The organism is Clostridium thermobutyricum DSM 4928 (assembly GCF_002050515.1).
In the GTDB taxonomy this organism is placed as follows: domain Bacteria; phylum Bacillota; class Clostridia; order Clostridiales; family Clostridiaceae; genus Clostridium; species Clostridium thermobutyricum.
Map to the genome: position 1 here is coordinate 1 of NZ_LTAY01000010.1, position 24,274 is coordinate 24,274.

Consider the following 24,274-nt stretch of genomic DNA (forward strand, 5'->3'; position numbering starts at 1 on the left):
ATATTATTTTGAGTTTTCAAAAAAAAGTATTTTCATAAGTTGTATTATTTTTTTGATTCTTAAAAAAATATGATTATGATTTAAATTTTTATTAAGTATTTGGAAAAAATACAATATTATGAATAAAATAATCTAACTCATTAATAATATAAGATATAAACAAAAGTTAGGGGTGATATAGATGAACGAAAAAATATTAAATCTTATAGATGAGTATAAAGATACAGAACAATGTTTAACTTTAGGATTACAACAATTGCCACATAATCAAAATGCTAGAGCAAAATTAGAAGTTTTAAGAATGGTAATAATGGATTTAGAAGAATCAATAAAGTAGTTAGATAAAATCTTATGAATTGACTAATAATTGGAATGATTTTATAATTATTATATAAGTAAAATTAGAAATTTTGGTATTCATAGGAGGAAGGATTTAATGATAGAAAAAATAAGCACAAATAAGGCACCACAAGCTATAGGACCATATTCACAAGCTATAAAATTTAATAATATGTTGTTTACATCAGGACAAATAGCTTTAGATCCAGAAACAATGGAAGTTGTTGAAGGTGATGTAAAAGTTCAAGCTGAAAGAGTAATGAAAAATTTACAAGCTGTTTTAGAAGAAGCTGGAGCAAATTTTGATCATGTAATAAAAACAACTTGTTTTTTAGCTGATATGGGAGATTTTGCAGCTTTTAATGAAGTATATGGAAAATACATAACTAATGCACCTGCAAGATCATGTGTAGCTGTTAAAGAATTACCTAAAAATGTGCTATGTGAAGTAGAGGTAATTGCATATCTATAAATTTAATTTAATTACTATATAAAAAGCAACCTTTTATAGGCTGCTTTTTTTGATATAATAATTTTGGGAAAAAATTATAATTATGTTAAAATTTAAATGATTTATGTTATAGTATAATTATATAAATTTTATTAAAAAATTAGGTGATACATATGAATAAAAAGATAATTAGAAAAAATATTTCAGAAAAAAGAGATAATTTAATAGAAAGAGAAACTTTAGATAGAAAAATAATTAAAAAATTTATTAATCTAAAAGAATATAAAGAAGCAGAAAATATATGTATTTATGTTAATTATAAATCAGAAATAAATACAAAAGAGATAATAAAAATAAGCTTAGAAAAAGGAAAAAGTGTTTTTGTTCCAAGAATTAAGAAAAATAGAGAAATGGATTTTATAAAGATAAATTCATTAGAAGATTTAGAAGAAAATAAAATGGGAATTTTAGAACCAAAAGATAATTTTAATAAAAAACCAGATAAAATAGATTTAATGATATTACCAGGGTTAGCATTTGATTTAAATGGTGGAAGAATAGGATATGGTGGCGGATATTATGATAGATATTTAATGAATAAAAATGAAGTTTTAAAAATATCTTTATGTTATGAAATTCAGATAATAGATAAAATACCAATGGAAGAACATGATATAGAATACGATTATTTAATTACAGAAAATAGGGCTTTAAAAAGAAAATAATATTTTATGGGGGCGGAATTTATGGGAAATTATAAGAGAGGAACAGTTTGTGTACAAGGAGGCTATGAACCTAAAGTTGGAGAACCAAGGGTTCTTCCTATTTATCAAACTACAACATATAAATATGATGATCCAGATCATTTAGAAAGACTTTTTAATTTAGAAGAAGAAGGACATTTATACACAAGAATATCAAATCCTACAGTAGAGGCTTTAGAAAAAAAATATGCTGAACTTGAAGGTGGAGTAGGGGCGGTTTCTACATCTTCAGGACAAGCTGCTATATTAAATGCTATTTTAAATATATGTAAAGCAGGAGAAAATATTATATCTACAACTACTTTGTATGGTGGAACAATTAATTTATTTACTGTAAATCTAAAAAATATTGGGATAGAAGTTAGATTTGTAAATCCAGATGCTAAAGAAGAGGAGATAGTTTCATTAGCAGATTCAAAAACTAAACTTATATATGGAGAAACTATAGGCAATCCAAGTTTAAATATACTTGATATAGATAAGTTTTCAAAAGTAGCAAAAAATATAGGAATTCCATTAATTGTAGATAATACAGTTGCAACTCCAATACATTGTAATCCAATAAAGCATGGAGCAAATATTGTTATTCACTCTACAACAAAGTATTCTGATGGACATGCCCAAGCTATAGGAGGAATTATAATAGATGGGGGGAATTTTAATTGGAATAATGGAAAATTTCCTGAACTTACAGAACCAGATCCAAGTTATCATGGAATGAGATATGTAGATACTTTTAAAGAGGCAGCTTATAGTGTCAAGCTTAGAGTAACACTTATTAGAGATTTAGGAAATGGACTTAATCCATTTAATGCTTATTTAACGAATTTAGGATTGGAAACATTACATTTAAGAATGGAAAGACATTCATATAATGCATTAAAGTTAGCAAAGTGGCTTAAAAATCATCCAAAAGTTAGTTTTGTAAATTATCCTTTTTTAGAAGATAGTAATGAATATTATAAAGCAACAAAATATTTAGAAAATGGAGCTAGTGGTATATTAAACTTTGGAATAAAAGGTGGAATAAAGGAAGCTAAAGAATTTATGAAAGGATTAAAATTAACTTCTTTAGTTGTACATTTAGGAGATTCAAGAACATCAATTCTTCATCCAGCAACAACAACACATAACCAACTTGATGAAAAAGCACAAATAGAAAGTGGTGTTACAAAGGATATGATGAGAGTTTCAGTTGGAATAGAAGATATAAACGACATAATTATAGATTTTGAGAATGCGTTTTTAAAAATATAGTTTATAAAAATTTTTATGTATTATATAAAATTTTTTTTTAATATATACGATAATAAACAAGGGTATTTTTTAGGAGGAAGTTAAAATGGAAGATGTATCAAGAAAACTAGAGGTTATGTTATCTAAGTTACAGAAAATGAATATAAATATGTTAAATTTATGGTTTCCACATTTAGATAAAGAAGAGATTTTAAAAGTATTAAGAGAATCAAATAAATTTAAATTTGAAGGTGAATATGTAAGAGTAAAAACTTATGAAGAGATATATGAAGAAGAACTTAAAAGAAAAATAGAGGATATAGAAAACGGTGATTTTAATGAAAATAAAAAAGTAGTTAAAAAAGAGAATGAAGAAAAAATAGAAGAGATAGAAAATAAAATTGAAGAGCCTATAGTAAATAAAAATGAAACTATTAAAAAAGAGTCAAAAGCAAAAAAAATAAATTTTGCTAATAACATAATAATTGAAGAACAATCTTTAGATATAAATAGAATAAATGGTGCTGAATTAGAATATGATGATATTTTAAGAATAATAAAAGAGTACAATGAAAATGTGGAATTTAGATTAGAAAAATTTGATGGGAATTCTTTTGATGCAAAGTTAAAATCGATTTTAGAGTTCTATGGAAATAAATATAACTTAGAAGAAGAAAAGATTGATGACAAAGACTTAGGAATATCTATGTATTCACTAACTAATAAGAAGAAAAATTTAGAGGCTGGATATGTTGTTATTTCACCTGTTTTAGATGAAAAAATAGTTGAATATATGTCAGATAATTATTCAGATGAAGTTATTTATTTCTGTCCTATAAATGGAACTACAAAAGAATTTGAGTTTGATTTAAATGAGTTTTTCGTAAAAGATACAAGTAAGATATTTAAAAAGTTTTTAAAGAAATGTGTGGTGTCAGAAGAAAAAGAGATAAAAATAAAAAAAGTGGATATTATAACTGGAATATAAAAAAGACAGCTTAAAATAAGCTGTCTTTTTATATTAAAATATTAATTATTTACACATTCTTTCAAGTAATGAGAGAATTAATCCACAAATTTATAAAATATTGTGGAAAGAAAAATTTCTTTTTCTATTAGATTTCTTTAGTTTCTATTTCTTTTAATAGTCTAGCTTTGAATTCTTCAAAATTCATTGATCCTTCATCACCATTTTTTCTACTTCTTACAGAAACTGATTTTTCATTAGCTTCTTTTTCACCAACAACTATGATATAAGGAGCTCTTTCAAGTCTAGCTTCTCTAATTTTATATCCGATTTTTTCAGCTCTGAAATCACCTTCAACTCTAACACCGCTATTTCTTAAGCTTCTTATTACTTCATCAGCGTAATCATTGTATTTATCTGAGATTGGAAGTAATTTAACTTGTACTGGTGCAAGCCAAGTTGGAAGTGCTCCAGCATATTTTTCAATAAGCATTGCAAGAGTTCTTTCATAACATCCAATTGAAGATCTGTGAATTATATAAGGTAATTTTTTATCTCCATTTTTATCTACATAAGTCATATTAAATCTTTCAGCAAGAGCAAAGTCTATTTGAACAGTGATTATTGTATCTTCTTTTCCATGAACATTCTTGAATTGGATATCAAGTTTTGGTCCGTAGAATGCAGCCTCATCATCAGCTTCAACATAGTTTATTCCTAAGTGATTTAATATATTTCTCATTATATCTTGAGTTGATTCCCAAGCTTCTGGATTATCAATATATTTTTCTTTATTTTTTGGATCCCATTTTGAGAATCTGTAAGTTATATCTTTTTCTATTCCTAGAGTAGTCATAACGTAGTCTATAAGATCTACAACCCCTCTAAATTCATCTTCTAATTGTTCTGGAGTAACAACTAAATGTCCATCAGCAAGAGTAAATTGTCTAACTCTTATAAGACCATGCATTTCACCTGAAGCTTCATTTCTAAATAGAGTAGAAGTTTCAGCATATCTTAATGGAAGATCTCTGTAGCTGTGTTGTTCAGCATTGTATATTGTGTATTGGAATGGACAAGTCATAGGTCTTAAAGCAAGAACTTCATCATCTTTTTCTTCATCACCTAAAACAAACATACCATCTTTATAGTGATCCCAGTGTCCTGAAACTTTGTAAAGATCACTTTTAGCCATTAGAGGAGTTTTAGTTAAAATATATCCTCTTTTTTCTTCTTCATCTTCAATCCATCTTTGAAGTACTTGAACTATTTTAGCTCCTTTTGGCATTAATAATGGAAGACCTTGACCTACTTTTTCATCAGTCATAAATAATTTTAATTCTCTTCCTAATTTATTGTGGTCTCTTTTTTTAGCTTCTTCTAAAGCTTCTAAGTGTTCTTCTAAGTCTTTAGCTTTTAAGAATGCAGTTCCATATATTCTTGAAAGCATTTTATTTTTTTCGTCACCTTTCCAGTAAGCACCAGCGCTTCTAAGAAGTTTAATAGCTTTAATTGGTTTTAAAGCCATTATGTGTGGACCAGCACAAAGATCAGTAAAATCACCTATTTTATAGAATGAAATTATTTCTCCTTCTGGTAAATCATTTATAAGCTCAACTTTATAAGGTTCATCTTTCATAAGCTCTAAAGCTTCATTTCTTGGAAGTTCAAATCTTTCAATTTGAGGATTTTCTTTTACTATTTTTTTCATTTCTGTTTCAATTTTTTCTAAATCTTCTGCAGAGAAAGCATTTTCTTTATCAAAATCATAGTAAAATCCATTTTCTATAGCAGGTCCTATAGCAATTTTAGCTTCTGGGAAAAGTCTTTTAACAGCATAAGCTAAAACATGTGAAGCTGTATGTCTTAAAGCATCTTTTCCTTCTTGAGAATCAAAAGTGCAGATAGCAACCTCTGCATCTTCATTTAAAATATATCTAAGGTCAACAACTTTATCATTAACCATTCCGCAAAGTGCATTTCTTGCTAATCCTTCGCTTATTCCTTTTGCTACGTCTAATATAGAAACTCCAGCTTCAAATTCTTTAACTGAACCGTCTTTTAAAGTAACTTTTATCATTTTTAAAACTCCTCTCGTTATATATTCTTAATTGATTTCAAAATAAAAAAACTTCGGCTCTATAGAAAACTATAGAGACGAAGTAATATCCGTGGTTCCACTCTAATTATTCATATAAAATTATATGAATCACTTTTATTATCGTAACGTGATAAAACCGGACTGTATTAAAGTCGCTCGGAGGTGGTTTTCTGTTATGCTCAAATAAAAATACTTTCAGCTAATGTATTTTCTCTCTGGAAGTGAGTTGTATAACATACTCTTTCTCGTCAATGCGTTAATTATTGATTTTGTATATATTATAGTAATTACAATTGTATATGTCAACATATAAACTGTAAATATAATTATTCTATTTTGTATATTTCATTACAAATATTTTGTAATTCTAAAGTTTGAAGTAAATCTTCAGGATAATAAGAATTTCCCATTATTGAAAAAATTATATGATCTTTTTTATATCCTTCTTTATAAAGTTTAAGATCTTTTGTAATTCGTTTAACAATATTTTTAGATGCATTTAAAATAGTCATTAATTCTTTAATTGAATAATAAGGCTTATTTAATATTTTATAAAGTTTCTTTTGAAGATTTATCTTATATTCTATATCTTTTTCAATATTATGATGTGGTCCATTTTTACCTCTATGATGTTCATTACACAAGTGCATATAGTTAATTTCTATATCAAAGCCACCTTCAGAGCGATGAACTATATGATGTATATCAGCTGGTTTTTTACAAATCTCGCAAAAGTACAATATATATCCTCCTTTATTATAAAATTATGTTTAATAACTTTATAGGAAAATTATAAATTAATAAACAGGAAGAATCAAATCCATTTATTATAAAAGAAGGCAAATTGCTTGTGATGATATTCCAAGTTCTTCACCAGTAAAACCAAGTTTTTCTTCAGTTGTAGCTTTTATATTTATTTGGTCTATATTTATATTTAAAGCATTTGATATATTTTCTCTCATAATTTGAATATGAGGAGCCATTTTAGGTTTTTGGGCTATTATTGTGGAGTCAATATTTCCAATTGTAAATCCATTATCATATAGAAGTTTTCCAACAGCCTCTAAAAGCTTTATACTAGAAATACCTTTATATTTTGGATCAGTATCAGGGAAATGCTTACCAATATCTCCAAGGGCTGAAGCACCTAATAAAGCATCCATTATTGCATGAATTAAAACATCAGCATCAGAATGACCTAAAAGTCCAAGAGTATGGTCTATTTTAACTCCACCTAATATTAAATCTCTATCTTTTACTAAACGATGAACATCATATCCAAGTCCAATACGCATAAAAATATCACCTCTTTAAAAAATCTTCTTTAATTTTAACATAAATATTTGTAACAAAGAAGAAAGGGTATGGTACTTTAGCTTTTTTGTATTTAAAATCTACATAAATCACGTTTTTTCTCCTCATAATTAATCCTGATAAAAATAATTTATAGTATAGTATATTAAAATAAGTATAATATTGATAACATATAGTTTTTTCTTAACTATATTAGTTAAAAATTTTTTATTTTTAGGGTATAATTGTAAATATATAAAAGAAGTATGAGGATGGGGTATTGTGATAAAATTTAAGAGGAATAAATATGCTTTTTCAAAAGCAGCAAGTTTATTATCTGTAGGAAAAGAATTTGATAAGAAGAGAGGGGAACAACTTTCTTTACTAAGAAAAGAAGTATATCTTTATGATGTGCACATAAAAGAATTATCAAAATTAAATCCAACATATGATGTAAGGAATTTAATGTTGAATTTAGCTTTTTTTATAATGAATGATGTAGAGCTTTTAGAAATTTTAAATGAAAGAAGAAAACTTAATATAAGTCTTCTTAGTAGAAAAACGAGAATAGGAAAAAATTTTATAGATAAATGGTCAAAGTACATAATTTTTTATACTATTTTATTTTCAAATCCAAACTATAAATTTATTCAGGATTATTTTAGAATAGTAGATTTAGAAAAAACAAATTCTTCACAAAATTTAAGTGTTATGGAAGAAGAGCAGAATAGCAAAGGACTAGTTATAAAGAAAAATGAGCATTCAATTAATCTTTTAACTAGTACAGGTGAAATTATAAAGACAAAAAAAGTAGATGTAGAAATAGGGCAAGAGCATTATAGCAGTGGTAAAAGCTTTTTTAAAAAGAATAAGTTAAAGCTTTTTTTAGGATTTATTATAATTATGGTACTAGTAGGAGGGTTCTTTTATCAGTATAATAAAAAAATAACAACTATAATGATTCACACAACATCTCAAATTAAAATGGAAACAAATAGATTTAATAAAGTTTTATATTCATATTCAAAAACTGAAAAGGGAGAAGCTTTATTAAATGAAATAAAACCTAATGGAGAAAATTTAGATACAGCAATTTTGGATACAATAAAATATGCGGAAAAAAATAAAATGATGCCTGAAAAGGGATTGTTAATAACTATAAATGGAACATCTGTTAATATAAAAACATTAAAGAAAACAGGTGAATATATTTATAAGAATAAGATAAATGTAGATATAAATAATAATGGTATACAACATAAGTTATACACAATAATAAAAAACCAAAAGGAAGAAGATTAATGAATAGAACTAGATATAAATATATAAACAAAAGAGGAAAAGAAAAGGAAACTAGCAAAAAGGTTAATCAAAAAGTTATAATTCATGATGATAGACCAGAAGAGATTAGATTAAATAAATATATAGCTGAAACTGGATATTGCTCAAGAAGAGAAGCAGATAAATTAGTTGAAGAAGGTAAAGTTTACGTTGACGGTGAAAAAGCCTTAATGGGTCAGAAAATAAAAAAGGGTCAAAAAGTAGAAGTTAATGGGAAGGTTGTTAGTAAAGAGGAAGAACTAGTTTATATAGCTTTAAATAAACCAGTTGGAATAACTTGTACTTCAGAAAAAAAAGTAAAAGGAAATATAGTTGATTTTGTAAATCATGAAAAAAGAATATATAATATTGGGCGATTAGATAAAGATTCACAAGGTCTTATATTAATGACTAATGATGGAGATATAGTAAATAAGATACTTAGAGCTGGTAATTATCATGAGAAAGAATATATAGTAACTGTAAATAAAAAGATAACTCAAGAATTCATAAATAGAATGAGCAATGGAGTTGAGATATTAGATACTATAACTAATAAATGTTTTGTAAAAAAAGAAGGTGAGAAAGTATTTAGAATAATACTTACTCAAGGATTAAATAGACAAATTAGAAGAATGTGTGAAGCCTTAGGATATGAAGTTACTAAATTAGAGAGAATTAGAATAATGAATATTAATTTAGGTAATTTGAAAATAGGGGAATGGAGAAATCTAACTTATAAAGAGCTTAGAGATTTAAATGAATTAATAAAAAATTCTAGAAAATAGGAATAATAAATAGTCTACAGATAAATAATATCTGTGGGCTATTTTTTTTAATAAATTATATAATTATCAAAAAAAGTATGTTAATACAAAAAATTACTAACAGTGTCCACAGGTGCCTGTGGATAACTTGTTACAAGTTTGTTGATATTCCTGTAGATAAAATGTTTTTTAGTGCAGAATAAGTGAAAAATATGAGATTCTATGTAAAAAAATATACAAAAGGAGAAAAATTAGTATGGTAAAAAGGGCTTATAGACTTAACTTAAAGAGTTTGTGGATAATAATTTTATTAACAGTTTCCACACAATGTATGTGGATAACTTCATATGCTCTAGAGGATGGAACTATAATTGATAAAAAAATAAATCAAAAAACTAAATGTTTAAATGTAAATATGAATATTCCATATATAAAGGGAAGCATAGGGATAATTGCAAATGAAATTATAGATAATAATACAAATGTTTATATAGAAGAAGCAAAAAGAGCTGAACAAGATGCACAAGCTGGAGGTAATACTTGTTCGAATTATGAATTAAGTTCAGTATATTCTAAAACAAGAGAAACAGAAAATATTATAAGTTTGTTTATAGATTATTATCAATATTTTGGCGGAGCTCATGGTATGACATATAGAAAAGCATATAATATAGATAAGAAAACTGGACAAATTTTAAATTTAAGTGATTTGTTTAACATTAATTATGATTATAAGAGTAAAATAGATAATATTATAAGAGAACAAATAGCAAGCAATAAAGATAAATATTTTGACAAAGGTTCAAAATTTAAAGGAATAGATAATAGCACATTATTTTATCTAGATTCTACAAACTTAATAATATATTATGGATTATATGAACTAGCTCCTTATGCAGGAGGAATAATTCAATTTAAAATAAATTTAAATGATTTAAAAGATGGTTTAAATTATAATAAATTTTAAAGAGATTAAATGAGGTGAAGAGATGGGGAATTTAAAAAAAGTATTTTTAGATCAAAAAGAATTTTTTAAGACAGGGAAGACAAAAAATATTGATTTTAGAATAGATGCATTAAAAAAATTAAAAAAAGCAATTAAAGAAAATGAAGAGGATTTTTTGATAGCTTTAAATAAAGATTTAGGGAAAAGTAAATTTGAAGGATATGCAACAGAAATAGGTATAGTATATGATGAAATAAATATACACCTAAAAAATTTAAGATATTGGGTAAGAAAGAAAAAAGTTAAGAGTTCAATTATATATTTTCCAAGCAAAAATTATATTTATAAGGAACCTTATGGAGTTGCTCTTATAATAGGACCATTTAATTATCCATTTCAATTAGTTATTGCTCCATTAATAGGTGCAATTAGTGCTGGAAATTGTGCAGTTATAAAGCCATCAGAAAGTTCTCTTAATACAGCCTTATTACTTGAGAAAGTAATTAATAAAATTTTTCAAGGAAATTATATAAAAGTAGTTGCCCCAACAGAAGGAAAAGAAGCAGTAACTGAACTTATAAATACACCTTATGATTATATATTCTTTACTGGAAGTGTAGGTGTAGGGAAGATAGTTATGGAAGCAGCAGCTAAAAATTTAACTCCATTAACACTTGAACTTGGAGGAAAAAGTCCATGTATAGTTGATAAAGATAGTAAAATAGAATTAGCTGCTAAAAGAATAGTTTGGGGAAAACTATTAAATGCTGGACAAACTTGTGTGGCTCCAGATTATTTAATGGTTCATAAAGATATAAAAGATGAACTTTTAAAGAAATTAGTTGAAGAGATAGAAAAACAATATGGAAAAGATATAAAAAATAATGAAGAGTATCCAAGAATAATAAGAGAGCGTGATACTGAAAAGTTAAAAGAATATTTTAATGATGGAAAAATATATTATGGTGGAGAGTATGATATAAGTGATAGATTTATACATCCAACTATACTTACAGATGTACAAGCTAATAGCCCTGTTATGGAAAATGAAATATTTGGACCAATATTACCAGTAATAGAGTTTTCAGATATTGATGAAGCTATTAATTTTGTGAATAGTAGACCAAAACCATTAGCTTTATATTACTTTTCAGAAAGTTCTAGTAATATAGAAAAAGTATTAAAAGATACAACTTCAGGAGGAGTTACTATAAATGATACTGTTATTCATGTAGCACAAACATCATTACCTTTTGGAGGAGTAGGAAATAGTGGAATGGGTGATTATCATGGAAAAGCAAGCTTTGAAACTTTTTCACATAGTAGATCAGTTGTAAAAAGAGGTACATTTATTGAATTTAATATAAGATTTGCACCTTTTAAAGATAAAATAAAATTACTTAAAAAAGTTATGAAGTAAAAGGAAATGGGGGAGTTTATATGAGAAAAATATTAGCATTTGATATTGGAGGAACTAATATAAAGTTTGGAGTATTAAATGAATTAGGTGAAATTTTAGAAAAAGGGAAAATAAAGACAAGAGTAGAATCAGAAGAAGTTTTTATAAATAGTTTAATAGAAATAATTGAAGAAAAGAAAAATGAAATTGAAGGTGTAGCTTTAAGTATGCCAGGATTCATAAATGTAGAAAAAGGGATGCCAACAGCTTGTTATGCTATTCAATGTATGGTAAATAAAAGTATAACTGAAATTATTAAAGATAGGACAGGCTTAAATGCAACTATAGAAAATGATGGAAAATGTGCAGCGCTTGCAGAAAAATTTAATGGAAATGCTGTAGAATGTGATAATTTTATTTGCATAACTGTTGGAACAGGAATTGGTGGAGGATTATTTGTAAATGGAAAAATAGTTCGTGGATATTCTTTTAGAGGTGGCGAATTTGGTTTTATGGTTTGTGAAGGGCTAGAAAAAGATGATGTAAATGACAGCATTATGAGTAAAAAAGCTTCTACTATAGCATTGATAGATAAATACAAAAAATATAAAGGAATAGATTCTAATGTAGAGATTGAAGGCAAAGAGGTATTTTTAGAAGGAGAAAAAGATACTAAAGTTAAAGAACTTATAGAGGAGTGGTATACTTCATTAGCAATTGGAATAGCAAATCTATCAGCTATAATTAATCCAGAAAAAATAATTATAGGTGGAGGAATAAGTGAAAGAGAAAACTTTTTAGAAGGTGTTGAAAAAGCATTAAATAAAATTCTTTGGTGGAATGATATTAATGCGAAAATAGAAGTTTGTAAACATAAAAATGATGCAGGACTTATTGGAGCTGTATATAATTATTTAAATTCTTAAAAAGTTACGATCTATAATATTAATTATAAAAATATGTAGAATTTTATAGCAGAGAGCATTTATGTTTTATATTTAATAAATGTTCTTGTTATTATAGAATTATTATTTTTATTTTATACATTATGTATATTAGAAATATTAAACCAATACACTAAAACTAATATATATTATATATTTATTATATTGAAAATGGACTAGTTATTTAAAACTAGTCCATTAATTTTACTCAATTAAAAATTTTTCTTTACCATTTTTAGATATGAATATTGCTAATATAAGACCTATTATACAGAAAGCTGCAGAAGCCATAAAAAGATTAGCATATCCTTTGTCAAGTGTGCTTTGGAAAGCAGTTGTTATAGAATCTTTTGCACCAGCTAATTGGCTTAAATAATGTGTTTTAAAATTTATAAATTGTGGGTTATTACCCATAAGCTTTCCAACATGATCTAATTTACCTACAACTAAATTATGAATTAAATCATAAATATTATTAGATGAAGCATTTTGGAATGTGTTACTAACACTTCCTCCACTCATCAAATTAGCGCCATGAGTCATAGATTCAGGTAATTTAGGCATAGCCTTAGCAATATTTTTTGGAACATTTTGTGCAGCTGTTGAAATAAAGTTAACTAAAAAGTTAGGGCCAACAGCAACTCCAATTGAACGAACAAGCGCAACGGTAGATTGTCCCATTGTAGCCTGAGATTCAGGAACAAGTTTTAACATTAAATAGTTAAGTGGAGTTGCAAAAGTGAATCCAAATCCAAATCCAAGAATTGCTATACCTATAAGTAAATTAGCTAATCCTGGATGGTTAGAAGTTACTAATGCAAAATACAGACATCCTGAAATTGAAATTATAAATCCTAATAAAAGAACTATTTTAGCTCCAATTTTATCTATTAATTTACCACTAACAACAGATGATATTCCCATAAATACTGCAAATATAGTAGAGAAATATCCACCAGTACCAGAAGGTAATTTAAGAACATTATCACTATATTGTGGTAAGAATACTAATGACATAAGTCCACAACCAACTATTAAACTTATAGTAAGAGTTATTACTATATCTTTATTTTTAAAATAATTTAAATTCAATACTGGATCTTGAGCTTTTTTTTCAACAAAAATAAATAGTGGTATGCAAATTACAAATATAATTAAGTAAGGAAGTACATCCTTAGAAGTTAATGATTTGTAGAAATTATCAAATTTTAAATTAGTTAGTGCATACATTATAGAAAGTATTAAAACTCCAAGAACTATTGAACCTTTAAGATCAAGCTTAGATTTTTCTGTATCTCCAATACTTTCCTCAAGTTTTAATCCTAAAATAATTACTATAATACTTATAGGGATATTTATAAAGAATAAAACCCCCCAATTTTTATCACTAAATATTTGTAATAATCCGGAACCTAAAGTTGGTCCAACAACTGTACATATTCCAAATATTGCTCCTATAAAACCAAGAGCTGAACCTCTTTTTTCTGGTGGAAAAGATGTTCCAATATAAGTAGTAGCAATTGGCATAATACCACCGCCACCAATAGCTTCAATAACTCTAAATAATAGAAGCATTGAATAGCTTTCGAATATGTTTGAAAGTCCACAAAGAAGTGAACCTACAGCAAATAGTATAATTGAGATCATATAAATTTTCTTTCTTCCAAATTTGTCTGAAAGTTTACCCATAACAGGCATTGCTACAGCATAAGCAAGAGTATAGATTGTAATCATCCAAATACTAGATGATTGACTTACATTTAAACCACTGGCAATTATGTTTCTAGCTGGAGATACTATCCCAGAATCTAGTGCTCCCATAGCAATACCTAGAAGGAAAACTATCATAGCGACTTTAGTTGATGCTTTTTTCATTTGTTTTCACTCCTAAAAATTTTTTCTTTTGTATAATCAAGTGTCACATTTGTTACTTTTGATAAACTAGATTATAATTAAATAAGAAAATATAGTCAATAGAATAGAACTAACTTACACAGAAGGGAAGTTTGTGTGACATGGGAGATTTTAACATAAGAAAAAAGAGTGATAGATCCGTGAAGTTAATTTGCAATTCTATGTTTGAATTATTAAAAGAAAAGAATTTTGAAGATATTTCAATAACAGAACTTTGCAACAAAGCAGAGCTTGCAAGAAAAACTTTTTATAGAAATTTTAAATCTAAAGAGGATGTTATTAAAAAAAGTATTGATATGATGTTTAGAGAATTTTCAAATGAAGTTCATATTGATAAAGATATTGAAGCCGAAAAATTGGCATATGAATATTTTAAATTTTGGTACAGGCGTAAAGAATTTTTAAATTTAATTTTTGAAAATAATCTATTTAATATAGTTAATTGTCAATACGACTTATATATGCGGGGATTTAGACTCATGATGAAAGGTGAGGAAGAAATGAGTAAAGATTTAGAGTACTTTATAATTTTTATTTCAGGTGGATATTGGAATATGCTTCAACATTGGGTTAGAAAAGGTTTCTCAGATAATCCAGAAGAATTAGCAAAGATATGGGGAAAGCATTTAAATAAAATAAAGTGTGATATATAAAATAAAAGATAAAGAGGCTTTTTAGTAAGAATATATAAAATATATGATTAATATAAAAATTAGTTTTAGATTTTGAATTTTATTTATAAAATAAAGGACTAATCTTTAAGATTAGTCCTTTTAAATTATTTATTTATACTTTCACGTATCATTTTAGAAATTTGAATTATAACTGTTGGTAAGAAAGCGAATAAGTATATTAATCCAACATTACTAGCACTAAGAGGTGCAACTTCGAATAAATCAGTAACTCCAGGAACAAATAAAACAATATTAACTAAAACTACACCAGTTATAAATGCATACCAACTATATTTATTAGTAAATAATCCAAGTTTAAATATAGATTGTTTGCCTCTACAGTTAAATCCGTGGAATAATCTTGCTAAACAAAGTGTTGAGAATGCCATTGTACTAGCAACTTCTTTTCCAGATTTAAGACCAATATAAAATGCAAAAAGAGTAAATATAGTAATTACAATACCTTCAAAAGCAATTTCTTTTATAAATCCTTTTGTAAGAATAGATTCTTTACTATCTCTTGGTTTTTCATTTAATATATCTTTTCTTCCTTTTTCAACTCCAATTGCAATAGCAGGTAAACTATCAGTTACAAGATTGATAAATAATAAGTGTACTGGAGCAAATGGAGCTGGAAGAGCAGCTAAAGATGCATAAAGTACAGCGATTATAGCAGAAGTATTACCTGATAAAAGGAATTTGATTGAATTCTTTATATTAGCATAAACATTTCTACCATTAGCAACAGATTTTACAATTGTAGCAAAGTTATCATCAGTTAATATCATTGAAGAAGCATCTTTAGAAACTTCAGTTCCTGTAATACCCATTGCTATACCAATATCTGCTTGCTTAAGAGCAGGAGCATCATTTACCCCATCACCAGTCATAGCTACAATTTTTCCTTTGTTTTGCCATGCATTAACTATTCTTATTTTGTGTTCTGGAGAAACTCTTGCATAAACTGAAATATGTTCAAGTTTTTCCATAAGTTCATCTTCAGACATTCTATTAAGTTCTAAACCTTCAATAGCCATGTCACCTTCTCTAAGTATACCAATTTGTTTTGCAATAGCGGATGCTGTTATTTTATGGTCACCAGTAATCATAATTGGCTTAATTCCAGCAGATATACAATCTTTAACAGCTTCAGCAGATTCAACTCTTGGTGGGTCAATCATTGAAATTAAACCTATAAATGTATATCCAAATTCATCTTCAATAGTAATATCTTTAACAGAAGGAAGTTCTTTATAAGCAAAAGCAAGAACTCTTAAACCATTTTGAGAAAGTTCCATATTAACATCTATAATATTTTGCTTATCTTCAGAAGTTATTTCTCTAACTCCAGAAGAAGTTTTAATATATTTTAATCTATCTAAAAGAACATCAAAAGCTCCTTTAGTAAATAAAGTTGTTTTATCATTAAAATCGTGAAGAGTACTCATAAGCTTTCTATCAGAATCAAATGGAATTTCTCTTAAACGCTCAATTTTTTCTCTAAATTCTATTTCTTTTATGTTATATATATGACCAAGATTTACAAGAGCAACTTCAGTTGGATCACCTATTTCATTTCCATCTACTGAAGTAGAATCATTACAAAGAATAGAGCTAGTTAATAAATAATTGTGTACTTCATTAGTTAAATCTAAATCTTCTGAATTAATAAGTTTTCCATCAACATAAAGTTGTTTAGTAGTCATTTTATTTTGAGTTAATGTACCAGTTTTATCAGAACATATAATTGATACAGAACCAAGACCTTCAACAGCCTTTAAAGATTTGATGATAGCATTTTCTTTAGCCATTTTTTGAGTTCCTATTGCAAGAACTATAGTAACAATAGAACTTAAAGCTTCAGGAATAGCAGCAACTGCAAGAGCAACAGCAAACATTAAAGATTCAATTATTGGCATTTTTCTATAAATACTTAATCCAAAAACAATAGCACATATAACAAGAATTATAATAGCTAATTTTTTAGAAAAATCATCAAGAGTAATTTGTAATGGAGTTTTCTTCTCTTGTGTTTGCTCCATTAAAGTAGCAATTTTACCAAGCTCGGTATTCATACCAGTAGCAGTAACAACTACTAAAGCACGTCCATAAGTTACCAATGAACTTGAGAAAACCATATTTTTTTGGTCACCAAGAGCAACTTCATCCTTATCAATTAAGTCAGATATTTTAGTAACACTTTCAGATTCACCAGTTAATGCACTTTCATTAACTTGTAAAGAATAATTTTCTATTATTCTACCATCAGCACAAACTAAGTCACCAGCTTCTAGAATTAAAATATCTCCAGGAACTACTTCAGAAGATGGAATTTCTAATTTTACTCCATCTCTCATAACTTTAGCATTTGGAGCAGAGAGTGCTTTTAAACTATTCAAAGACTGTTCAGCTTTTACATGTTGGATAGTACCAAGAATTGCATTTAAAATAATAACTGCAAATATAACAATAGTACTTTCAACATTTTTAGCAAACATAGAAACAATACCAGCAATGATAAGTATAATTACAAGTAAGTCTTTAAATTGTTCAAAGAAAACTTGAACTGTACTTTTCTTTTTCTTTTCATTTAAAATATTCTTTCCATATAAATCAGAATTTTTCTGTAATCCATCCTTTGATAGACCATTTTTTGTAGAATTAAAAAATTTTAATATATCTACAATAGATTTGTTAAAAAAATTATTCATAAAAAAAACTCCTTTCAAAATTAATATTTCCAATAAAAAAGACTTTTAATATAAATTACGAAAAAATTTCGGAATTTATATTAAAAGTCTCGTAACCTAATTATATAGGTATATAACACCAGACGTTTAGTCGAGATTGTTGATGCTATATTTAATACTACTCCCTCTTAACAAGATTGGATTAAATTTCTTATTAATATAATATTAATTTAAATTCATATAAATGTCAAGATTTATTAATAAAAGAAAAATATATTAAATTAAATTGTAATAATTGGAATATGAAATAGAGAGTCAAATATTATATAAGCAATGTTTAAATTCACAAAATTTATTAAAAAACATAGACTAAAATATAACGCTAAATGGAGTTGGAAATAATGATATACGGACTTATATTAGCTGGAGGAAAAGGGAGTAGATTATATCCATTATCAAGGATGAATCGCCCAAAACAATTCTTAGATGTTATAAATGAAAAAAGCTTTCTAGTAAATACTGTAGAAAGAATAGCTCCTTTAATAGAAAAGGATAATATGTATATTGTAACAAATAAGGATTATGAAGATCAGATAAAAGATGAATTAAAAGACATCAATAAAGAAAATATTATAACAGAACCTATGAATAAAGAAACTGCAACATGCATAGGCTTGTCTGCAGTAAAACTTTTAAAAAAAGATCAAGATGCTGTTATGATAGTATTGCCTTCAGATCATTACATTGAAGATGAAAAAGAATATGTAAATACTTTAGCCCAAGCTATAGAATTAGCAAATAGAAGAAAAGCTATAGTAACATTAGGGATAGAACCTACTAGACCAGAGATTGGTTATGGTTATATAGAAATGGGCGAGCAGGTTAGTGGGGATATAGCCACTTATAAGGTAGCAAGGTTTACAGAAAAGCCAAATCTAGATGTAGCGAAAGAATTTATTTTTACTGGAAACTACCTTTGGAATTCAGGGATGTTTGTATTTAGAGCAGATATAATTTTAAGAGAAATAGAAAAGTATCTTCCTAATGTATATAAATCTTTAATGGAAATATATAGACACATTGGGGCAGAAGATGAAGATGAGGTTATTTTAAAAGAATATGATAGTATAAATGGTATTTCTATTGATTTTGGAGTAATGCAAAGAACAAGAAAAGCTTATGTTATAAAATGTAATTTTCATTGGGATGATATTGGAAGTTTTACAGCTTTAAGCAGATTTTTAGATAGAAAGGAAAGTAATTTTATATCCAAAAATTCTTATTTAGATGATTGTGAAAATTGTGCAGTTTTTGGAGGAAAAAATTTAATTATAGGTCTTGGCGTGAAAGATTTAGTTATTGTAGATGCCGGAGATGTATTACTAGTTATGGATAAAAAGCGTGATCAAGAGATAAAACATTTACTTACAAAATTGGAATCAGAAGAAAAATATAAAAAATACTTATAGGATATAATTAAGCTATCTCTAATTTTTGAGGTAGCTTTTTAAATTAATTAAAAATTCAATAAATTTTTCCACATAAAAAACTTTATTATGAGGTATAATTATTAATAGGGTTTAGATATATAATTAAAAAAATAAGGATGTGACCTTAAGTGTTAATGAATACTCATAAGTTAGTAGCTAACATATTATACGATAATATAGATGATAATAAGAAATTTTTAATAAGTAAGAATAGATTTATATGGGGAACAATAAAGCCAGATTGTGCGTCAAAGTATAAATTTACAAAACACTATTTTGATGAAAGTAGTGATATGATATTAGAAATGATAGAAGATTTAGCAAATATGACTCCAGATGAGGTTATTCAAAATGGAACCGGTAAATTTAGTGCAGAACTTGGAGTTATATGTCATTTTTTATGTGATTACTATTGTATACCACATGCCCAAAGATGGGAATTTAAGAATTCAATGAGGCAACATGTTAATTATGAAAGAGAACTTGCCAAAATTGCAAAACATTATGATGTATCTTTAATGAGACTTGATAGGTTAGAAGTAAAAGATATTAGAGAATTTATAGATAAAACTCAGGAAATGTATAGGAAAAAAGAAAGTTTTTTAAATGATTTAAATTTTGCATATTATATATGTAACAGTATAGTGCATATGATATTGAAAACAATTATGTCTAACAGTGAAAATATAAACAACTTAAATAATAAAACAATAGTAAATTAATTAAAATAATTAAAAGACTAAGAGGCTTGAATTCATGAATTCAAGCCTCTTAGTCTTTATAAAAATATTTTTATTTTACAGTAATATTTATTAAGTATAGTAACATATTTATTTATAATGACGTATAAAAAAATTAAAAAAACAAATTTTAAAAATAAAGTTGACAAAAACACTTCACATTCATATAATGAACATATGAACAATTACTCATATGAAAGAGAGGATGAAAGATGGGGTCCAATGAAATAAAGATAGATAAATGCAATTGTACAATAATTCATGAGGATACAATAACAAAAGTTAAAGATAAATTGCCTAAAGAAGAAACACTATATGATTTGGCAGAGCTTTTTAAAGTATTTGGAGATACAACAAGAATAAAGATAATATGCGCTTTATATGAGTCAGAGATGTGTGTATGTGATTTAGCAGCACTTTTAAATATGACACAATCAGCTATATCACATCAACTTAGAACATTAAAAGTAAATAGATTAGTTAAGTTTAAGCGTGTAGGAAAAGTGGTTTATTATTCTCTAGATGATGAACATATAATGAGAATATTTAATGAAGGTCTTAACCACGTAAATGAATAGGAGGTGAAATTATGAGTAAAATTAAATTGTCACTTAAAGGACTAGATTGTGCACATTGTGCAGGAAAAATTGAAAATATAGTTTCAGAGTTTAAAGAAGTAAAAAGTTGTACTTTAAACTTTGCATTTAAATTACTAATAGTTGAATATAGTGATTTAAATGAAGAAGAAATGATAAATAAGATAAAAGAAACTGTAAATAAGTTAGAACCAAATGTAGTTGTTGAAAAATATTCAATGTCACGTGGAAAAAATACACAAAGAACAGAAAGTGGACATGGGAATAGTAATAAAATTAAATTATCACTTAAAGGATTAGACTGTGCACATTGTGCTGGGAAAATTGAAAATATAGTTTCAGAATTTGATGAAGTAAAAAGTTGTACTTTAAACTTTTCATTTAAATTATTAATAGTTGAATATAGTGGTTTAAATGAAGAGGAAATGATAAATAAAATAAAAGAAGCTGTAAATAAGTTAGAACCTAACGTAGTTGTTGAAAAATATTCAATGACAAGTGGAAATGATATGCAAAGAAGTGATAGTGGACATGGTTGTAAAGATGGATGTTGTACAGGACATGAGCATGGACACAGTCATAAAGAAGATGAGAAAAAAGAAAATAAATTTATGAATATGATACTTGAAAATATACAATTAATAGTAGGAATATTCATATACATTGTAGGGATTTTCTTAGGAGAAAAAAGTAATATTTCTATATACTTCTTTATAATTGCTTATTTATTAGTAGGATATAAAGTAATATGGATTGCAGTTAAAAATATATTTAAAGGAAACTTTTTTGATGAAAATTTCTTAATGACTATAGCAACATTAGGAGCATTCGCAGTTGGACAATACCCAGAAGGTGTTGCAGTTATGGTATTTTATGAAATAGGAGAAATGTTCCAAAGTTATGCAGTAAACAAATCAAGAAAATCTATAAGTTCTCTTATGGATATAAAAGCTGAATATGCGAATTTATTTGAAAATGGAAATATAACAAAAGTTAGTCCAGAAGAAGTTCAGATAGATCAAATAATTTTAGTTAAACCAGGTGAAAGAGTTCCTTTAGATGGAGAAATAATAGAAGGAAATACAAGTGTAGATACTTCAGCTTTAACTGGGGAATCAATTCCTATGGAAAAGAAAGTTGGAGAAGAACTTTTAGCTGGAAGTATAAATATAACTGGTACAATAAAGATTAGAGTAAAAAGTGAATTTGAAGAATCAACAGTTGCTAGAATATTAGAGTTAGTTCAAAATGCAAGTAGTAAAAAAGCAAAAACAGAAAAATTTATAACTAAGTTTTCAAGATACTATACTCCAGTAGTTGTTTTTTCAGCTATAGCTTTAGCTGTAATACCATCATTAGTATTACCAGATGCAAATATAAGACAATGGATTTCAAGAGCACTTATATTCTTGGTAGTATCTTGTCCATGTGCATTAGTAATTTCAGTTCCATTAGGACTATTTGCTGGAATAGGTAGTGCATCTAAAAAAGGTATATTAGTTAAAGGTGGAAACTATTTAGAAATATTAAAAGATCTAGATGCAGTTGTTTTTGATAAAACAGGAACTTTAACAGAAGGTGTATTTAGAGTTACTAAAATTGAAACAGTTGAAGAATTTAAAAAAGAGCAAGTTCTTCAATATGCAGCAGCTTGTGAGAAGTTTTCTAACCATCCAATAGGAAAATCAATTGTAGATGAATACAAATTAAGCAAACAAAAAGATATAGACGAAATAGAAGTTACAAATCATAAAGAAATCTCAGGAATGGGAATAAGCGGAGATATTGAAGGTAATAATGTGCTAGTAGGTAACTTTAAGCTTATGAAAGAAAATAATATAAAAGTAAATGAAATAGAAAGTTTAGGAACAATAGTATATGTAGCAGTTAATAATGTTTTTAAAGGTTATATAACTATATCAGATAAAATAAAGAAAGATTCAAAAGAAGCAATACAAGCTCTAAAAGAAATTGGTGTTAAGAAAGTTGTAATGCTAACTGGTGATAATAAAAAGGTTGGAGATGCAGTTGGTAAAGAACTTGGATTAGATGAAGTGCATTCAGAGCTTTTACCTGTAGATAAAGTTGAAAAACTAGAAAATATAATAGAATCTAAAGAAGTTAATCGTGTAGCATTTATAGGAGATGGAATAAATGATGCTCCAGTACTTGCTAGAGCTGACTTAGGAGTTGCTATGGGAGGAATAGGTTCAGATGCAGCTATAGAAGCAGCAGATGTAGTTTTAATGAAAGATAATCCTTTAGCATTAAAAGAAGCAATATTGCTTGCGAGAAAAACAAATAAAATTCTATGGCAAAATATAATTTTTTCATTAGGAATTAAATTTTTAGTTTTATTAATGGCAGTATTTGGACTTGCTAATATGTGGGAAGCAGTTTTTGCTGATGTAGGAGTTACTTTAATAGCAGTTTTAAATTCAATGAGAGCGCTTAAATAACAACTAATTCCATTGACAAAAGTTCATTAAGTAAGTATAATTCTAAATGAACTTTCAGGCGAGAGGGAAAAGGCATTAGAGAATAATTTTATTCTCATCTTATAAAGCTTAATGCTTTATTATAAAACTGGGATGAAGTTTATGTGTAAATATATTTATGCATAAACTTTATTTTTTCTTTAAATTTAGCAATACATATTAAATAATAAATACACATAGTAAAAAGTTAATAGAAAAAGTAATTTTAAAAAAATGGATTAAATACATATAAATATGGTAGAATAAAAAATAATAGTTAAAAATTTCACATCTCAAGATTTTGGGAGAGAATTAGTAGAGTAAGGAGACATAGAGATGGAAAAGAAAAAAAATATTTCTATGGCTGTTATAAAAAGATTGCCTAAATATCATAGATATTTAAATGAATTATTAAAAAATGATGTTGATAGAATATCTTCAAAAGAATTAGGGGAAAAGATAGGATTCACTGCATCACAAATAAGACAGGATTTAAATTGCTTTGGTGATTTTGGGCAACAAGGATACGGCTATAATGTAAGAGAATTAAGTAGTAAAATAAGTACTATTTTAGGATTGGATAATGTGCATAATGGAGTTATTGTTGGAGCTGGGAATATAGGTCAAGCAATTGCTAATTATACTAGATTTGGAAAAATGAGCTTTGATTTAAAGGGGATTTTTGATGCAAATCCAAAGCTTATAGGAATAAAAATAAGAGATATATCAATTGAAGATATTGATGAGTTAGATAAATTTTTAGCAAACAATAAAATAGATATTGGAGTTGTTTGTGTTCCAAGAATAAATGCACAAAAAGTTTGTGATGTACTTGTAGCAGGTGGAATTAAAGCTATTTGGAACTTTGCACCTGTAGATTTAGTAGTTCCAGATGATGTTATTGTTGAAAATGTACATTTAAGTGAAAGTTTACTTACACTTATTTATCTTTTACATAATAAATAAAAAAATATAAATTTAATTATTGATTGGATGAAGGTAAAAAAATTGTATAATTTTTCACAAAGGATATTGCAAAAAATTTAACGAAGTATTATAATTGTAATTGAAGTTGAAAGACTTCAATTATTTTTTTGCTTTTGTTTGTTATATTATTAACAAACAGATAAAATTTACTATAAAATGTTAACAATGAACAAGAAAGT

General features: G+C 26.6%; 21 protein-coding genes and 1 other annotated feature. Of the genes, 16 read left to right on the plus strand and 5 right to left on the minus strand.

Annotated features, from left to right (window positions below; translation table 11 throughout):
* Window positions 1–181: 181 nt before the first annotated feature.
* From CLTHE_RS16845 to CLTHE_RS00575, 5 genes are all read left to right on the plus strand, one after another.
* Window positions 182–337 carry a hypothetical protein gene (locus tag CLTHE_RS16845; protein WP_169840769.1) on the plus strand — a complete coding sequence of 52 codons (156 nt, stop codon included), beginning with the start codon at window positions 182–184 and terminating at the stop codon, window positions 335–337.
* Window positions 338–436: 99 nt separating this feature from the next.
* The gene (locus CLTHE_RS00560) at window positions 437–811 is read left to right on the plus strand and encodes a RidA family protein (protein ID WP_080021533.1); all 375 of its coding nucleotides are present in this window, start codon (window positions 437–439) and stop codon (window positions 809–811) included.
* Window positions 812–963: 152 nt separating this feature from the next.
* A complete protein-coding gene (locus CLTHE_RS00565; protein ID WP_080021534.1) occupies window positions 964–1,515 on the plus strand; it encodes a 5-formyltetrahydrofolate cyclo-ligase in 552 nt (183 codons plus the stop codon).
* Between the two features lie 21 nt (window positions 1,516–1,536).
* The gene (locus tag CLTHE_RS00570; RefSeq protein WP_080021535.1) at window positions 1,537–2,811 is read left to right on the plus strand and encodes an O-acetylhomoserine aminocarboxypropyltransferase/cysteine synthase family protein; all 1,275 of its coding nucleotides are present in this window, start codon (window positions 1,537–1,539) and stop codon (window positions 2,809–2,811) included.
* An 85-nt stretch (window positions 2,812–2,896) separates the two neighbouring features.
* Window positions 2,897–3,778, plus strand: a complete 882-nt coding sequence (locus CLTHE_RS00575; protein WP_080021536.1) for a hypothetical protein — start codon at window positions 2,897–2,899, stop codon at window positions 3,776–3,778.
* A gap of 127 nt (window positions 3,779–3,905) precedes the next feature.
* Here CLTHE_RS00575 and thrS read toward each other — a convergent pair whose 3' ends face one another.
* The 3 genes from thrS to ispF all read right to left on the minus strand — a co-directional run bounded on the left by thrS (window position 3,906) and on the right by ispF (window position 7,153).
* Window positions 3,906–5,837 (minus strand): threonine--tRNA ligase, encoded by a 1,932-nt coding sequence (thrS, locus tag CLTHE_RS00580; RefSeq protein WP_080021537.1) that lies wholly within the window; start codon window positions 5,835–5,837, stop codon window positions 3,906–3,908.
* A gap of 70 nt (window positions 5,838–5,907) precedes the next feature.
* Window positions 5,908–6,119 (minus strand) — a binding site (T-box leader).
* A gap of 65 nt (window positions 6,120–6,184) precedes the next feature.
* Window positions 6,185–6,598 (minus strand): HNH endonuclease signature motif containing protein, encoded by a 414-nt coding sequence (locus CLTHE_RS00585; RefSeq protein ID WP_002598794.1) that lies wholly within the window; start codon window positions 6,596–6,598, stop codon window positions 6,185–6,187.
* Between the two features lie 87 nt (window positions 6,599–6,685).
* Window positions 6,686–7,153: a 2-C-methyl-D-erythritol 2,4-cyclodiphosphate synthase gene (gene ispF / locus CLTHE_RS00590; protein WP_002598793.1), complete on the minus strand. Its 468-nt coding sequence runs from the start codon at window positions 7,151–7,153 to the stop codon at window positions 6,686–6,688.
* A 280-nt stretch (window positions 7,154–7,433) separates the two neighbouring features.
* Here ispF and CLTHE_RS00595 point away from each other — a divergent pair, with 280 nt between their 5' ends.
* The 5 genes from CLTHE_RS00595 to CLTHE_RS00615 all read left to right on the plus strand — a co-directional run bounded on the left by CLTHE_RS00595 (window position 7,434) and on the right by CLTHE_RS00615 (window position 12,509).
* A complete protein-coding gene (locus CLTHE_RS00595; protein WP_080021538.1) occupies window positions 7,434–8,453 on the plus strand; it encodes an anti-sigma-I factor RsgI family protein in 1,020 nt (339 codons plus the stop codon).
* Window positions 8,453–9,259: a 23S rRNA pseudouridine(2604) synthase RluF gene (rluF, locus tag CLTHE_RS00600; protein WP_080021539.1), complete on the plus strand. Its 807-nt coding sequence runs from the start codon at window positions 8,453–8,455 to the stop codon at window positions 9,257–9,259. Before CLTHE_RS00595 ends, rluF begins: the two co-directional genes overlap by 1 nt.
* 235 nt (window positions 9,260–9,494) lie before the next feature.
* Window positions 9,495–10,205, plus strand: coding sequence for a DUF3298 and DUF4163 domain-containing protein (locus tag CLTHE_RS00605; RefSeq protein WP_080021540.1), 711 nt, complete (start codon window positions 9,495–9,497; stop codon window positions 10,203–10,205).
* A 22-nt stretch (window positions 10,206–10,227) separates the two neighbouring features.
* Window positions 10,228–11,604: an aldehyde dehydrogenase gene (locus tag CLTHE_RS00610; RefSeq protein WP_080021541.1), complete on the plus strand. Its 1,377-nt coding sequence runs from the start codon at window positions 10,228–10,230 to the stop codon at window positions 11,602–11,604.
* Between the two features lie 20 nt (window positions 11,605–11,624).
* Window positions 11,625–12,509: an ROK family protein gene (locus CLTHE_RS00615; RefSeq protein WP_080021542.1), complete on the plus strand. Its 885-nt coding sequence runs from the start codon at window positions 11,625–11,627 to the stop codon at window positions 12,507–12,509.
* Window positions 12,510–12,731: 222 nt separating this feature from the next.
* Here CLTHE_RS00615 and CLTHE_RS00620 read toward each other — a convergent pair whose 3' ends face one another.
* Window positions 12,732–14,402 (minus strand): MFS transporter, encoded by a 1,671-nt coding sequence (locus tag CLTHE_RS00620; protein ID WP_080021543.1) that lies wholly within the window; start codon window positions 14,400–14,402, stop codon window positions 12,732–12,734.
* A 200-nt stretch (window positions 14,403–14,602) separates the two neighbouring features.
* On the opposite strand from CLTHE_RS00620, the gene CLTHE_RS00625 reads away from it, so the two are divergent.
* On the plus strand, window positions 14,603–15,094 hold the full coding sequence (locus CLTHE_RS00625) for a TetR/AcrR family transcriptional regulator (protein WP_158082636.1): 492 nt from the start codon (window positions 14,603–14,605) through the stop codon (window positions 15,092–15,094).
* A gap of 125 nt (window positions 15,095–15,219) precedes the next feature.
* Here the strand turns inward: CLTHE_RS00625 and CLTHE_RS00630 are convergent, their stop codons facing one another.
* Complete coding sequence (locus CLTHE_RS00630; RefSeq protein WP_080021545.1) at window positions 15,220–17,826, minus strand: cation-translocating P-type ATPase; 2,607 nt, start codon at window positions 17,824–17,826, stop codon at window positions 15,220–15,222.
* A gap of 380 nt (window positions 17,827–18,206) precedes the next feature.
* On the opposite strand from CLTHE_RS00630, the gene CLTHE_RS00635 reads away from it, so the two are divergent.
* The 5 genes from CLTHE_RS00635 (at window position 18,207) to CLTHE_RS00655 (ending at window position 24,074) form a co-directional block, all read left to right on the plus strand.
* Window positions 18,207–19,274: a mannose-1-phosphate guanylyltransferase gene (locus tag CLTHE_RS00635; protein ID WP_002598786.1), complete on the plus strand. Its 1,068-nt coding sequence runs from the start codon at window positions 18,207–18,209 to the stop codon at window positions 19,272–19,274.
* A 155-nt stretch (window positions 19,275–19,429) separates the two neighbouring features.
* Entirely contained in the window at window positions 19,430–20,017 is a 588-nt protein-coding gene (locus CLTHE_RS00640; RefSeq protein WP_158082630.1) for a zinc dependent phospholipase C family protein, read from the plus strand.
* A gap of 230 nt (window positions 20,018–20,247) precedes the next feature.
* Complete coding sequence (locus CLTHE_RS00645; RefSeq protein ID WP_002598784.1) at window positions 20,248–20,613, plus strand: ArsR/SmtB family transcription factor; 366 nt, start codon at window positions 20,248–20,250, stop codon at window positions 20,611–20,613.
* Window positions 20,614–20,624: 11 nt separating this feature from the next.
* Window positions 20,625–23,090, plus strand: coding sequence for a heavy metal translocating P-type ATPase (locus tag CLTHE_RS00650; RefSeq protein WP_080021547.1), 2,466 nt, complete (start codon window positions 20,625–20,627; stop codon window positions 23,088–23,090).
* Window positions 23,091–23,444: 354 nt separating this feature from the next.
* Window positions 23,445–24,074, plus strand: a complete 630-nt coding sequence (locus CLTHE_RS00655; RefSeq protein WP_080021548.1) for a redox-sensing transcriptional repressor Rex — start codon at window positions 23,445–23,447, stop codon at window positions 24,072–24,074.
* The last annotated feature ends 200 nt before the right edge of the window (window positions 24,075–24,274 follow it).

Excerpts from the sequence above, each read along its gene's own strand:
- CLTHE_RS00630 (WP_080021545.1), bottom strand. The coding sequence starts at position 17,826 with ATGAATAATTTTTTTAACAAATCTATTGTAGATATATTAAAATTTTTT.
- CLTHE_RS16845 (WP_169840769.1), top strand. The coding sequence starts at position 182 with ATGAACGAAAAAATATTAAATCTTATAGATGAGTATAAAGATACAGAA.
- CLTHE_RS00640 (WP_158082630.1), top strand. The coding sequence starts at position 19,430 with ATGAATACTCATAAGTTAGTAGCTAACATATTATACGATAATATAGAT.
- CLTHE_RS00635 (WP_002598786.1), top strand. The coding sequence starts at position 18,207 with ATGATATACGGACTTATATTAGCTGGAGGAAAAGGGAGTAGATTATAT.
- CLTHE_RS00560 (WP_080021533.1), top strand. The coding sequence starts at position 437 with ATGATAGAAAAAATAAGCACAAATAAGGCACCACAAGCTATAGGACCA.
- CLTHE_RS00605 (WP_080021540.1), top strand. The coding sequence starts at position 9,495 with ATGGTAAAAAGGGCTTATAGACTTAACTTAAAGAGTTTGTGGATAATA.
- CLTHE_RS00565 (WP_080021534.1), top strand. The coding sequence starts at position 964 with ATGAATAAAAAGATAATTAGAAAAAATATTTCAGAAAAAAGAGATAAT.
- CLTHE_RS00650 (WP_080021547.1), top strand. The coding sequence starts at position 20,625 with ATGAGTAAAATTAAATTGTCACTTAAAGGACTAGATTGTGCACATTGT.
- CLTHE_RS00620 (WP_080021543.1), bottom strand. The coding sequence starts at position 14,402 with ATGAAAAAAGCATCAACTAAAGTCGCTATGATAGTTTTCCTTCTAGGT.
- CLTHE_RS00575 (WP_080021536.1), top strand. The coding sequence starts at position 2,897 with ATGGAAGATGTATCAAGAAAACTAGAGGTTATGTTATCTAAGTTACAG.
- ispF (WP_002598793.1), bottom strand. The coding sequence starts at position 7,153 with ATGCGTATTGGACTTGGATATGATGTTCATCGTTTAGTAAAAGATAGA.
- CLTHE_RS00570 (WP_080021535.1), top strand. The coding sequence starts at position 1,537 with ATGGGAAATTATAAGAGAGGAACAGTTTGTGTACAAGGAGGCTATGAA.
- CLTHE_RS00645 (WP_002598784.1), top strand. The coding sequence starts at position 20,248 with ATGGGGTCCAATGAAATAAAGATAGATAAATGCAATTGTACAATAATT.
- thrS (WP_080021537.1), bottom strand. The coding sequence starts at position 5,837 with ATGATAAAAGTTACTTTAAAAGACGGTTCAGTTAAAGAATTTGAAGCT.
- CLTHE_RS00625 (WP_158082636.1), top strand. The coding sequence starts at position 14,603 with ATGTTTGAATTATTAAAAGAAAAGAATTTTGAAGATATTTCAATAACA.
- rluF (WP_080021539.1), top strand. The coding sequence starts at position 8,453 with ATGAATAGAACTAGATATAAATATATAAACAAAAGAGGAAAAGAAAAG.
- CLTHE_RS00610 (WP_080021541.1), top strand. The coding sequence starts at position 10,228 with ATGGGGAATTTAAAAAAAGTATTTTTAGATCAAAAAGAATTTTTTAAG.
- CLTHE_RS00615 (WP_080021542.1), top strand. The coding sequence starts at position 11,625 with ATGAGAAAAATATTAGCATTTGATATTGGAGGAACTAATATAAAGTTT.
- CLTHE_RS00655 (WP_080021548.1), top strand. The coding sequence starts at position 23,445 with ATGGAAAAGAAAAAAAATATTTCTATGGCTGTTATAAAAAGATTGCCT.